The sequence below is a fragment of the Acidovorax sp. WCS2018Noco2-16 genome (genome assembly GCF_031843945.1).
GTDB lineage: Bacteria > Pseudomonadota > Gammaproteobacteria > Burkholderiales > Burkholderiaceae_C > Paracidovorax.
Genome location: NZ_JAVTJJ010000006.1, coordinates 91,426 through 103,703, shown reverse-complemented (window position 1 = coordinate 103,703; position 12,278 = coordinate 91,426). Strand labels below are relative to the sequence as shown.

At 60.8% G+C, this 12,278-nt stretch carries 10 protein-coding genes and 9 tRNA genes; 5 read left to right on the top strand and 14 right to left on the bottom strand.

Annotated features, from left to right (window positions below; genetic code table 11):
- Positions 1 to 69: 69 nt before the first annotated feature.
- Genes RQI28_RS13825 through pncB form a run of 3 tightly spaced genes read right to left on the bottom strand, consistent with a single transcriptional unit; the run spans position 70 to position 3,755 of the window.
- The gene (locus RQI28_RS13825) at positions 70 to 1,056 is read right to left on the bottom strand and encodes a D-glycerate dehydrogenase (RefSeq protein WP_311223894.1); all 987 of its coding nucleotides are present in this window, start codon (positions 1,054 to 1,056) and stop codon (positions 70 to 72) included.
- 24 nt (positions 1,057 to 1,080) lie between these two features.
- A complete protein-coding gene (locus tag RQI28_RS13820) occupies positions 1,081 to 2,493 on the bottom strand; it encodes a sodium:proton antiporter (protein WP_311223895.1) in 1,413 nt (470 codons plus the stop codon).
- A gap of 38 nt (positions 2,494 to 2,531) precedes the next feature.
- The gene (gene pncB, locus RQI28_RS13815; protein ID WP_404976936.1) at positions 2,532 to 3,755 is read right to left on the bottom strand and encodes a nicotinate phosphoribosyltransferase; all 1,224 of its coding nucleotides are present in this window, start codon (positions 3,753 to 3,755) and stop codon (positions 2,532 to 2,534) included.
- Between the two features lie 253 nt (positions 3,756 to 4,008).
- Between pncB and RQI28_RS13810 the strand changes: the two genes are divergently transcribed.
- The gene (locus RQI28_RS13810; RefSeq protein WP_311223897.1) at positions 4,009 to 6,003 is read left to right on the top strand and encodes a gamma-glutamyltransferase family protein; all 1,995 of its coding nucleotides are present in this window, start codon (positions 4,009 to 4,011) and stop codon (positions 6,001 to 6,003) included.
- A 71-nt stretch (positions 6,004 to 6,074) separates the two neighbouring features.
- On the opposite strand, the gene RQI28_RS13805 is transcribed toward RQI28_RS13810, so the two are convergent.
- Positions 6,075 to 6,545, bottom strand: coding sequence for a thioesterase family protein (locus RQI28_RS13805; protein ID WP_311223898.1), 471 nt, complete (start codon positions 6,543 to 6,545; stop codon positions 6,075 to 6,077).
- Here RQI28_RS13805 and RQI28_RS13800 point away from each other — a divergent pair.
- From RQI28_RS13800 to RQI28_RS13785, 4 genes are all read left to right on the top strand, one after another.
- Positions 6,544 to 6,804 (top strand): hypothetical protein, encoded by a 261-nt coding sequence (locus RQI28_RS13800; protein WP_311223899.1) that lies wholly within the window; start codon positions 6,544 to 6,546, stop codon positions 6,802 to 6,804. The two genes, RQI28_RS13805 and RQI28_RS13800, sit on opposite strands and share 2 nt — an antisense overlap.
- A 10-nt stretch (positions 6,805 to 6,814) precedes the next feature.
- The gene (locus RQI28_RS13795; protein WP_311223900.1) at positions 6,815 to 7,375 is read left to right on the top strand and encodes a phasin family protein; all 561 of its coding nucleotides are present in this window, start codon (positions 6,815 to 6,817) and stop codon (positions 7,373 to 7,375) included.
- A 297-nt stretch (positions 7,376 to 7,672) separates the two neighbouring features.
- Positions 7,673 to 8,722, top strand: a complete 1,050-nt coding sequence (locus RQI28_RS13790; RefSeq protein ID WP_311223901.1) for an extracellular solute-binding protein — start codon at positions 7,673 to 7,675, stop codon at positions 8,720 to 8,722.
- A 114-nt stretch (positions 8,723 to 8,836) separates the two neighbouring features.
- On the top strand, positions 8,837 to 9,595 hold the full coding sequence (locus RQI28_RS13785; RefSeq protein ID WP_311223902.1) for a 3-hydroxyacyl-CoA dehydrogenase: 759 nt from the start codon (positions 8,837 to 8,839) through the stop codon (positions 9,593 to 9,595).
- Positions 9,596 to 9,753: 158 nt separating this feature from the next.
- Here the strand turns inward: RQI28_RS13785 and RQI28_RS13780 are convergent.
- The 10 genes from RQI28_RS13780 to gltX all read right to left on the bottom strand — a co-directional run bounded on the left by RQI28_RS13780 (position 9,754) and on the right by gltX (position 12,274).
- Positions 9,754 to 9,830: transfer RNA gene (locus tag RQI28_RS13780), tRNA-Asp, on the bottom strand.
- A gap of 51 nt (positions 9,831 to 9,881) precedes the next feature.
- Positions 9,882 to 9,957, bottom strand: a tRNA-Glu gene (locus RQI28_RS13775).
- Positions 9,958 to 9,990: 33 nt separating this feature from the next.
- Positions 9,991 to 10,066 (bottom strand) — tRNA-Ala (locus RQI28_RS13770).
- A 58-nt stretch (positions 10,067 to 10,124) separates the two neighbouring features.
- Positions 10,125 to 10,201: transfer RNA gene (locus tag RQI28_RS13765), tRNA-Asp, on the bottom strand.
- 51 nt (positions 10,202 to 10,252) lie between these two features.
- Positions 10,253 to 10,328, bottom strand: a tRNA-Glu gene (locus tag RQI28_RS13760).
- Between the two features lie 33 nt (positions 10,329 to 10,361).
- Positions 10,362 to 10,437 (bottom strand) — tRNA-Ala (locus tag RQI28_RS13755).
- A gap of 58 nt (positions 10,438 to 10,495) precedes the next feature.
- Positions 10,496 to 10,572 (bottom strand) — tRNA-Asp (locus RQI28_RS13750).
- 51 nt (positions 10,573 to 10,623) lie between these two features.
- Positions 10,624 to 10,699, bottom strand: a tRNA-Glu gene (locus RQI28_RS13745).
- 33 nt (positions 10,700 to 10,732) lie between these two features.
- A tRNA-Ala gene (locus RQI28_RS13740) sits at positions 10,733 to 10,808 on the bottom strand.
- A gap of 65 nt (positions 10,809 to 10,873) precedes the next feature.
- The gene (gene gltX, locus RQI28_RS13735; protein WP_311223911.1) at positions 10,874 to 12,274 is read right to left on the bottom strand and encodes a glutamate--tRNA ligase; all 1,401 of its coding nucleotides are present in this window, start codon (positions 12,272 to 12,274) and stop codon (positions 10,874 to 10,876) included.
- Between the last annotated feature and the right edge of the window lie 4 nt (positions 12,275 to 12,278).

The window sequence follows — 12,278 nt, the reverse complement described above, 5'->3', positions numbered from 1 at the left end:
TAATAGCTACTAGCGCTTATCCATCAAGCGCTAGAGGCCAATTTGACTCAAAACTGCCGCGCCAGGCCGTCAGGCGCGCTTGGCCACCGGCTGGTTCACCGGCGTGAGCGGGCCGCGTCCGTCGAAGAAGGCGATCAGGTTGTCCGCTGCCAGATTGGCCATGGCCAGGCGTGTGGGCACGGTGGCGCTGGCGATGTGCGGCGTCAGCACCACATTCGGCACGTCCAGCAGAGCGGCATTAAGCTTGGGTTCGCCCTCGAACACGTCCAGGCCGGCAGCGGCAATGCGCTTGTCCTTCAAGGCCTGCGCCAGCGCCGCATCGTCCACGATCCCGCCGCGCGCGATGTTGATCAGGTTGGCGGTGGGCTTCATCTGCGCCAGCTCGGCCGCACCGATGGCGTGGTGCGATTCGGGCGTGTAGGGCAGCACCAGCACCAGGTGGTCGGCCGTGCGCAGCAGTTCTTCCTTGCTGACGTAGCGGGCCTTGCATTCGGCCTCCAGTTCCGCGCTGAGGCGCGAGCGGTTGTGATAGACCACGTTCATGCCAAAGCCGTGCGCGCCGCGCTTGGCAATGCCCTGGCCGATGCGGCCCATGCCCAGAATGCCCAGTGTGCTGCCATGCACGTCGGTGCCGGCAAACATGTCGTAGCTCCACTTCGTCCATTGGCCGGCGCGCAGGTAATGCTCGCTCTCGGTCACGCGGCGGGCGGTGGCCATCAGCAGTGCAAAGCCGAAGTCGGCCGTGGTTTCGGTCAGCACGTCGGGCGTGTTGGTGCCCTGCACGCCTGCGGCTGTCATCGCATCGACGTCGAAGTTGTTGTAGCCCACGGCCATGTTGGCAAAGATGCGCAACTTGGGGCCAGCGGCCAGCAGGGCGGCATCCACACGCTGGCTGCCGGTGGTGAGCACGCCGTCCTTGTCTTTCACGCGCTCAGCCAGTTCGGCAGGCGACCAGACGATGTCCTGCGGATTGGACTCGACCTCGAAGTGCTGCGACAGGCGCTCGACCACTTCCGGAAAGATGTTGCGTGCAACCAGGATGCGGGGCTTGGACATGGGAGAGGGATCCTTTGTGTGAAGTCAGCGAAACCAAAGAAACGTCATGGCGATGAAAAGCGGCACCAGAATGCCGCACGACCACAGCATGTAGCCGAAGAAGCTGGGCATCTTCACGCCGCGGTCCTCGGCAATCGCCTTGACCATGAGGTTGGGGGCGTTACCGATGTAGGTATTGGCGCCCATGAACACTGCGCCGGCCGAGATGGCGGCAAGCGTTGGCGCCAGCGTGGTCATCAGCACCGCAGGGTCTGCGCCTGCGGTGTTGAAGAAGACCAGGTAGGTGGGGGCGTTGTCAAGAAACGAACTCAGCACGCCTGCAGCCCAGAAGTACGCCGCCGGATCGGGCGACCCGTCGGGTCGGGTGACCGCAGACACAATGGCGCCGAACGGTCCATCCACGCCCGCTTTCAGCATGGCGATGACGGGCACGATGGTGAGAAAGATGCCCGCAAACAGCTTGGCGACTTCTTGCATGGGCGCCCAGCCGAACTGGTTGTCTGCGTGCACCTGGCGCGGCGTGAGCCACAGCGACGCCAGCGTAACGCACACAAGTCCCAAGTCGCGCACGAGGCCGGGCAAACCCACGCGGCTGCCGGCGATGTCGAAGGCCACGGGCGACTTCCAGAAGCCGCTGAGCAACACCAGCCCGACCACCGCTGCCAGCAGTGCGAAGTTGACCTTGCCGTCGAGTCCGATGGAGCGGGTGTCCGGCGTGGGGTCAGGCGGACGCAGCGCTTCGTGGCGCTGGAACCAACCATCGAGCACGTAGAACAGCGCCAGCAGCACGCCTACCAGAAACAGGGTCTGGGGAAAGATATGGCGGGCCGTCCAGAAAAAGTCGACGCCCTTGAGAAAGCCCAGGAAGAGCGGCGGATCGCCCAGGGGCGTGAGCGAGCCACCCGCATTGGAAACGATGAAGATGAAAAACACCACGACGTGCGCGATGCGCGGGCGGTGGTCGTTGGCGCGGATCAGCGGGCGGATCAGGAGCATCGAGGCGCCGGTCGTTCCCATGATGCTGGCCAGCACCGCGCCGATGGCCAGGATGCCGGTGTTCAGTGCAGGACTGCCGTGGAGGTTGCCGCGAATGTAGATACCGCCTGCCACCGTGAACAGCGCCGTGAGCAAAATCACGAACGGGATGTATTCCTCAAGCAAGGCGTGGACGAAAGTGGCGCCGGCCACGCTGGGGCCAAAGACCACCGCGAATGGCACCAGGAACGCCAGGGCCCAGGCAGCCGCCACCTTGCCGAAGTGGTGGTGCCAGAAGGCTGGCGCCAGCAACGGCATGAGCGCAATCGACAGCAGGATGCCCGCAAACGGTGCGCCCCACCACAGGGCGAGGCCCGCGCCGTCGAAGCCAGCGGCGGACGCGGCACCCGGCCAGAACACCAGGCAAGGCGCTGCACGGGGCAGCCAACGAAACCAACGCATATGACAACTTCCGATGTGAGTGGCGGCCATGCGCCGGATCAGATGGCTGGGGCGGGAATCTCGAACACCTGCCGCAAGTACGCCAGGTAGGCTTCGTCGTCGCACATGCCCTTGCCGGGCGTGTCCGACAGCTTGGCCACCGGCTGGCCATTGCAGCGCGTCATCTTGATGACGATCTGCAGGGGCACGTGCGCCGGGGCATCGCCCAGGTCGTTAGTGAGGTTGGTGCCGATACCGAACGCCAGCTGGCAGCGACCCTGGAACTGGCGGTATAGCGCGATGGTGCGCGGCACCGTCAGCGCGTCGCTGAAGATCAGCGTCTTGGTGAGCGGGTCGACACGGTTCTTGCGGTAGTGGTCCAGCAACCGCTCGCCCCAGGCAAAGGGGTCGCCGCTGTCGTGCCGGGCGCCGTCGAAAAGCTTGCAGAAGTACAGGTCGAAGTCGCGCAGGAACGCCGTCATGCCATAGACATCGGAGAGCGCGATGCCCAGGTCGCCTCGGTATTCGCGGGCCCACATCTCGAAGCCAAAGATCTGGCTGTCGCGCAGACGCGGGCCCAGCGCCTGGCAAGCCTGCAGATATTCATGCGCCATGGTGCCCAGCGGCGTGAGGCCGAGCTTCATGGCATAGAGCACGTTGCTGGTGCCGGCAAACTGGCCCGGCCCCACCGCGTTGCCGGGTCGCCGATCACCAGTGCCCAGCCGCGCGCACAGCACGCGCAGCACCTCTTCATGCCAGGCACGGCTGAAGCGCCGCCGGGTGCCGTAGTCCGCAATCTTCAGCTCAGACAGGCCCTCGCCCTGCAGCTGGGCAATCTTCGTGTCCAGGCGCAGACGGCCTTCCGTGAAGTGGGGCACTTTTTGCGTGTTGCGAAAGTACACCTCGTTGACGATGGCGAGCACCGGGATCTCGAACAGGATGGTGTGCAGCCACGGGCCGGCAATGGAAATGTCGAGCTCGCCTGAAGGCAGAGGCGTGATGGTGATGTACTTTTCGTTCAGCCGGAACAGCGCCAGAAAGTCAACGAAGTCGCTCTTGATAAAGCGCATCGAGCGCAGGTAAGACAGCTCGGCATCCTGAAACTTCAGGTCGCACAGCGAGCGGATCTCGTCGCGTACCTCATTGGCATAAGGTGCCAGGGACACGCCGGGGTTGCGGCACTTGAAGCGGTATTCGACCTGCGCGCCGGGAAACTGGTGCAGCACGACCTGCATCATGGTGAACTTGTACAGGTCGGTGTCGAGCAGGCTGGTGATGATCATGTGGACGCTGCGCTGCATGAGCGCGGATCGGGCTGGGGCGCCAGGTGGCGCTTGTCTCTATCGCCATTGTGGCACCAAGGTTCATGGACCATAGCCGCAGGGTGATGGCGTGGATATTGCGAGATGCGGCAGCGGACTTGCCGAGCTGTTTCGAGCGGTAAGCTCCTAGGCGCCGCAGAGACAACGGCATGTTTCATCAACACATAAATAAAGAAAGCACCTGTCCATGGTTTCACGCTCCCTCCCCCCATCGATGTCATCGCCCTCTGGCGATGACAAGCGCCCTGCGTGGCGCCTCTCTGCCACGCTGATGGCGGCTCTGCTTGCGCTGTCCGGATGCGGCGGCAGCAGCGACAACAACGCCGACACAGTTGCCGAGGCGTCCGCTTGCACGGCGGTCAGCAGCGGTGGGTCGGTGGTAGTCGGCTCCGGCTTGCCCGGGGACCCGGCAGCGCCGGAGCCTGCGTCGGGCTACCGCATCGGCAAGACAGCGGTGCATGCGAAGAACTACATGGTTTCCACGGCCAACCCGCTGGCGTCGCGCGCAGGTTGCGACGTGCTGAAACAGGGCGGCTCGGCCGTCGATGCCGCAGTGGCCGTGCAAATGGTGCTGGGCCTGGTGGAGCCGCAGTCGTCCGGCCTGGGCGGTGGCGCATTCATGCTGCATTACGACGCGACGACACGCAAAGTGGAGGCCTATGACGGCCGCGAAACGGCGCCGGCCGCCGCCAACGAAAACTATCTGCGCTGGGTCAGCGACACCGACCGCACGTTGCCGCAGCCCGGCGGAGCCCGTGCCAGTGGCCGCTCCATCGGCACGCCTGGCGCCGTGCGCATGCTGGAACTGGCACAGCGCGACCACGGCAAATTGCAGTGGAAAGACCTGTTCCCAGGTGCAGTGAAGTTGGCGTCTGACGGCTTCCCGATCAGCGGCCGCATGGCCGGCGCTATTGCCGGCTCTGCCACCAACCTGTCGCGCGACGCGGAAGCCGCCGCATACTTTCTGAATGCCGACGGCACGCCCAAACCGCTGGGCACGGTCATCCGCAACCCGGCCTATGCGTCCACGCTCAGCACCATCGCCAGTGGCGGCGCGAACGCGTTCTACACCGGTGCCATCGCGCAAGGCATCGTCAACAAGATCAAGGTCACCAGCGGAGGCAACCCCGCCGTCGCCATCACGCCTGGCCTGACGGAACTAAGCGACCTGGCCAACTACCAGGCCAAGCGCCGAGACCCGGTCTGCACCACCTACCGCGACTACTGGGTCTGCGGCATGTCGCCCCCGTCATCGGGGGGCATCGCCGTCGCATCGGCGCTGGGCATTCTGGAAAACTTCGATCTCGCTGCCCAAAAGCCGACTGCCATCGACATCGAAGGCGGCAAGCCCACGGTGATGGGTGTGCATCTGATCAGCGAAGCCGAGCGCCTGGCCTATGCCGACCGTGACAAGTACATTGCCGACACCGACTTCGTGTCGCTGCCGGGTGGTTCGTGGAACTCGATGCTGAACAAGCCTTACCTGCGCAGCCGTGCGGGCCTGATCAGTCCCACGCGCAGCATGGGCACCGCCACGGCTGGCGTGCTGGGCAGCACACCGCAAGGGGTGAGCCTGATCAACGAAAACGGCACGACGCACTTCACCATCGTGGACAGGCAGGGCAACGTGGTGGTCATGACGACCACCGTGGAAGCAAGCCTGGGTTCGTTCCACATGACGCAAGGCTTCTTGCTGAACAACCAGCTCACCGACTTCTCGGCTACGCCGACGGACAGTACCGGTGCGCCCGTGGCCAACCGACTGGAGCCCGGCAAGCGGCCACGCAGCTCAATGGCACCCACGCTGGTGTTCAAGAAAGCGGCGGACGGCAGCATCGGTGATTTCTTGATGGGCACGGGCTCACCAGGCGGCGGCACGATCATTCAGTACGTGGTGAAGACGGTAGTGGGTGCACTCGACTGGGGTCTGGACGCCCAACAGGCGACATCGCTGATCGACTTTGGTGCCAGCAACAGCGCAACGACATCCGTAGGTGGAGAGCACCCCAACGTGAACACGGCCAACGGCGGTGCGAACGATCCACTGATCACCGGCCTGCGCGCGCTGGGTCACACGGTATCCACATCGGCTCAATCGAGCGGCACCAGCACCATCATTCGGGTGCAACGCAACGGCGTGAACGTGCTACAAGGCGGAGCAGATCCGCGCCGTGAAGGCGTAGTGTTGGGCGATACCTACCAGCCTTGAGGACTGCGCTCCGGGCTTGATGCATCAGGCCTGGACGCACTTGAAGTGCCGCCGGCTTGACTTGGTCCAAGTCAGCCGGCTGGCCGCACCAAAGGTGCCAGCGCGGTCTTCAGCACCGCCGGCAATGCCCGTGGGCGACGGTCCTCCCGTCCCACATAGACGTGGACGAAGTGACCGCACGCCGCGGTCTCTTGCGCTCCTTCGGCGAACAACCCGACTTCATACCGCACGCTGCTGGTTCCCAGGCGGGTGACGCGAATGCCGGCCTCCACCGTTTGCGGAAAAGCCAATGGCGCGAAGTAATTGCACTGGGTTTCGATCACCAACCCGATGGTGTCACCATGGTGGATATCCAAGGCGCCCTGCTCTATCAGGTAAGCATTGACCGCAGTATCGAACCAGCTGTAGTAAACAACGTTGTTGACGTGGCCGTAGGCATCGTTGTCGGCCCAGCGGGTGCCGATCTGCCGGAAGACGCTGTAAGTCGCTCGGGCTTGAGGCAATGGGCGGGCCACGGGTGATGAAGATTCGGTCGTAGACATGGCAAGCCATTTTGCCCGGCTGCTTGCAGTGTCTCTGCCAATGGGGCGACACTCGGAACGGATTGACGATCTTGGTCAGGATAGAAGGCGGCCCATTACAAAATGGAGTGCGGCCTCTAAAATTGCTGCACCGCAACAAAAGCACTTGCGTGTCGCGCTGAACTGTCTAAAATTTGATCCCATGCTGCACTGCAACATGAAAGTGGTCTGGTTGCTGCAGTTGTCGTTATTCATCAACGCCTTCCAAACCCTTTCATAGGAGATATGTCATGTCCCTCACCCCAGAACAACTGCTCGCCTCGCACAAAGCCAACCTGGAAACCCTGTTTGGCCTGACCACCAAGGCTTTTGAAGGCGTTGAAAAGCTGGTCGAACTGAACGTGACCGCCTCCCGTGCCGCCCTGTCGGAAGTCGCCAATCACACCCAGGCCGTACTAAGCGCCAAGGACGCGCAAGAGCTGCTGGCCCTGCAAGCCAGCATGTTCCAGCCCCTGGCTGAAAAGACCGCAGCCTACAGCCGTCACCTGTATGACATCGCTTCGGGCACCAGCACCGAAATCGGCAAGACCTTCGAAGCCCAGGCATCTGAAGCTCAGCGTAACTTCAGCACCCTGGTGGACACTGCTGCCCGCAACGCACCTGCCGGCTCCGAAACCAGCGTGGCCGTGCTCCGCAGCGCCGTGTCGGCAGCCAACACGGCTTATGAGTCGGTGCAAAAGGCAGTGAAGCATGCAAGCGACGTGGCTGAAGCCAATTTCACCGCGGTTGCCAGCACTGCTGCCAACGCTGCCAAGACCGCCACGGCCAACGCCGTGCCGCGCAAGCGCTGATGGATTTCGGCGTGCTTGATTTGCACGCCAAACCAGTTGCATGCGGGTGCACTTCAACGCATTTGCCCAACGGTTGTCTCCTTGGATCTCTTCGAAGATGCTTCAGGGATCCCTTCAAAGCCCGGTACCCACCGGGCTTTTTTTCGTCTGTATTAATCCGCCAATCACCAGTCACCAGTCACCAGTCACCACCAGTATTTTTGACAGTTCAATGCCTTGCTGACCACCAGGGCTTGTTAAGAACCATTCGCGTTGGCTCTATCATTCCCAGCGTTTACATTCCGAAAGAACATTGCCATGTCGACTTCCTTGAAATCGATTTTCGCCTTATGCGCTCTTGCGGCCGCAGGCGCCGCCGCCGCACAGGAGCAGGTCGTTAACCTGTATTCGGCCCGCCATTACGCAACCGACGAGGCGCTGTATACCGGCTTTACGAAAGCCACCGGCATTAAGGTGAACCGTGTCGACGCAGATGATGCCGGCATCATTGCGCGCCTGAAGGCTGAGGGCACGGCGTCGCCAGCAGACGTGATTTTGCTGGTGGACGCAGCACGCCTTTATCGTGGCGAAGTCGATGGCCTCTTCCTGCCTATCAAGTCAAAGGTACTGGACGACGCCATTCCTGCCAACCTGCGCGCCACCCCCGTAGCCGACGGCGGCACGCCGTGGTTCGGCCTGTCCACCCGCGCACGCGTCATCGTCTACAACAAGGCGAAGGTCAACAAGGAAGACGTCGACACCTATGAAGAACTGGGTGATCCGAAAAACAAGGGCAAGGTGTGCATTCGCTCCGGATCACACCCCTACAATCTGAGCCTTTTCGGCGCGGTGATGGAGCACATGGGTCCGGCCAAAACCGAAGCCTGGCTCAAGGGCGTGGCAGACAACTTGGCGCGCCAGCCCAAGGGTGGGGATACCGACCAGATCAAAGGTGTAGCGGCCGGCGAATGCGATATCGCCGTCACCAACAGCTACTACCTAGCGCGTATCCTGCGCTCGGACAAACCTGAAGACGTGGCAATCGCAAGCAAGGTCAGCGTGGTGTTCCCCAACCAACAGTCGTGGGGCACGCACTTGAATATCGCGGGGGGTGCTGTTGCCCGCAATACCAAGAACCAGGCCAATGCGGTCAAGTTCCTTGAATACCTGGCCAGCCCGGAAGCGCAAAACTACTTCGCCAATGGCAACAACGAATGGCCTGCAGCCAAAGGAATCGATCCGGGCAATCCAGCGCTCAAGACCATGACTGAAGGCAAGTCCTTCAAGAGTGAAACGATTCCGATCAGCGCGGTCGGAGCCAACACCACCAAAGTACAACAGATTCTGGATCGCGTCGGCTTCCGCTGAATCGCTGGCAGCCCATCAGATTGCAAGCCCGGCTCGCCGGGCTTTTTCACGTCCATATTGCACGAGCCTTGCGACATAATTGACGTTTACGTTAACGTCACAAGGAGACAAAACATGGACATTCAGGGAAAGACATTCGTCGTCACAGGTGGCGCATCGGGCCTGGGCGAAGGTACAGCGCGCATGCTGGCTTCGGCGGGCGGCACTGTCGTTATCGCCGACATGCAAGTGGACAAGGGCGAAGCCGTTGCGCGAGACATCGGCGGGGCGTTCATTCGCTGCGATGTCAGCCAGGAATCGGATGCGCAAGCCGCCATCGACAAGGCGGTGTCGCTGGGCAAATTCATGGGCTTGGTGAATTGCGCCGGAATTGCCCCGGCCGAAAAGACCGTCGGCAAGAATGGCGCGCATGCACTCGCCACTTTTAGCAAAACCATCACAGTCAACCTGGTGGGTAGCTTCAACATGATTCGCTTGGCCGCAGAAGCCATGGGGAAAAACGAGCCCGAATCCACCGGTGAGCGCGGTGTGCTGATCTCTACAGCCAGCGTAGCGGCTTACGACGGACAAATCGGCCAGGCTGCGTATTCAGCATCCAAGGGCGGCATCGTCGGAATGACCTTGCCCATTGCTCGCGACCTGGCACGCACCGGCATACGAAACATGACGATCGCGCCTGGCATTTTCGGCACGCCCATGCTGTTCGGGATGCCCCAGGAGGTGCAGGATGCGCTGGCTGCGGGGGTACCTTTTCCGAGTCGGCTGGGAACGCCGACCGACTATGCGAAGCTCGCTCGCCACATCTTTGAAAACGAAATGCTCAACGGTGAAGTCATCCGCCTAGACGGTGCAATTCGCTTGGCGCCACGCTGAATTATGTGCCTGGCACTCGCCACGTCAGGCACCGCATTTTTCGCACATGCGGTGTACAGTCACATCAATAGGGGCAACCCAAGAGTGCTGGGGTGACTGCGTAGCGAGCCATAAAAAAACCGCCGCGATCTTTCGACTGCGGCGGTTTTGCAACCAACTGGCGGAGTGGACGGGACTCGAACCCGCGACCCCCGGCGTGACAGGCCGGTATTCTAACCAACTGAACTACCACTCCTGGTAGGCAGCGTTTGCTTATGCATCAAGCACAAGCCAAGTGCTACAAACTTGGCGACCCTACGGGGATTCGAACCCCGGTACTCACCGTGAAAGGGTGATGTCCTAGGCCTCTAGACGATAGGGTCAAAACCTGGAACCAATTACTGGCTAACTCTCAGTGGTGGAGGTAAACGGGATCGAACCGATGACCTCTTGCATGCCATGCAAGCGCTCTCCCAGCTGAGCTATACCCCCACTTTTCTCGGTTTCCACCAAGAAGAATCCTGCCAGCTTGGCTTGCAGAATTGATAACTGGCGGAGTGGACGGGACTCGAACCCGCGACCCCCGGCGTGACAGGCCGGTATTCTAACCAACTGAACTACCACTCCTGGCAGGCAGCGTTTGCTTATGCATCAAGCACAAGCCAAGTGCTACAAACTTGGCGACCCTACGGGGATTCGAACCCCGGTACTCACCGTGAAAGGGTGATGTCCTAGGCCTCTAGACGATAGGGTCAAAACCTGGAACCAATTACTGGCTAACTCTCAGTGGTGGAGGTAAACGGGATCGAACCGATGACCTCTTGCATGCCATGCAAGCGCTCTCCCAGCTGAGCTATACCCCCACTTTTCTCGGTTTCCACCAAGAAGAATCCTGCCAGCTTGGCTTGCAGAATTGATAACTGGCGGAGTGGACGGGACTCGAACCCGCGACCCCCGGCGTGACAGGCCGGTATTCTAACCAACTGAACTACCACTCCTGGCAGGCAGCGTTTGCTTATGCATCAAGCACAAGCCAAGTGCTACAAACTTGGCGACCCTACGGGGATTCGAACCCCGGTACTCACCGTGAAAGGGTGATGTCCTAGGCCTCTAGACGATAGGGTCAAAACCTGGAACCAATTACTGGCTAACTCTCAGTGGTGGAGGTAAACGGGATCGAACCGATGACCTCTTGCATGCCATGCAAGCGCTCTCCCAGCTGAGCTATACCCCCACTTGACTTTGACCAACATATTATGCTTGCCATCATCACCTGAGCCTTGAATTATAGACAGGTTTTTAAGCCTTTAGCAATCTGGCTGCAATTTTTTCACGGCCGAGTAACTCCAGCACTGCGTCTACGGATGGCGTGTGCGCGGTGCCCACCGTCAGCACCCGCACAGGCATGGCCAACTGTGGCATTTTCAGCCCATGCGCTGCCAGCACTTCTTTGAATGCAGCCGCAATAGAAGTCTTATCCCATTCGCAATGCGCCAACGCATTGCGCAGGGTATCAATGGCTGGCCACACCGCTTCAGTCACATGCTTGGACTTTTCTTCAGCATTGGGGGTGACTTCGCCATAGAAAACGATGGCCCAATCGGCCAGTGCCAGCGTGGTGTCGCATCGATCTTTGAAAAGCGCGCAAATCCGCGGCAGTCGTCCATCAGCCAGTTCAGCCGCAGAAACGCCCCGCTGCTTCAGCAACGGACCGATCAGTGCAGCGAGCGCCTCATCTGGCATCGCCTTGAGATGCTGAGCATTCACCCAGCGCAACTTGGCTTCATCGAACTGAGCAGCACTGCGCCCGAGGTGATCGAGATTGAACCACCCCAGAAACTGTTTGCGACTGAAAATTTCGTCGTCGCCGTGGCTCCAGCCCAAGCGGGCCAGATAGTTGATCATCGCCTCAGGCAAGTAGCCTTCGTCACGATATTGAGTGACGGGCTTTGCGCCATTGCGCTTGCTCATCTTCTCACCCTGCTCGTTGAGCACGGTCGGCAAATGGGCATAGACCGGCGGCTGCTTGCCCAGCGCTTCGAAGATGTTGATCTGGCGCGGAGTGTTGTTGACGTGGTCATCTCCACGAATGACGTGGGTGATGTCCATGTCGATGTCGTCGACCACAACGCAGAAATTGTAGGTCGGCGTTCCATCTGGCCGAGCGATGACCAGATCGTCTAGTTCATCATTGCTGATCTCGATGCGGCCCTTGACCTTGTCTTCCCACACCACTGACCCGGCTGCGGGGTTACGGAACCGCAGCACCGGCTTCACGCCTTCAGGAACGGAGGGCAGCACCTTGCCGGGCTCAGGGCGCCAAGTCCCGTCGTAGCGGGGTTTTTGCTTGGACTCCATCTGACGCTCGCGCAACGCATCCAGCTCTTGCACGCTCATATAGCAAGGGTAGACAAGGCCATTCGCCTGCATCTGGGCCAACACCGTCTTGTACCGCTCCATTCGCTGCATCTGATAAAACGGGCCTTCATCAGGCTGCATGCCAAGCCATGCCATGCCTTCCAAAATGACGTTCACAGCAGCCTGGCTGGAACGCTCCACATCCGTATCCTCGATGCGCAAGATGAAGTCACCACCCGTAGCGCGAGCGAATGCCCACGGATACAACGCCGAGCGAATGTTGCCCAGGTGAATGAAGCCGGTGGGCGAAGGAGCGAAACGGGTGCGGATGCGCTGGGACATGTCT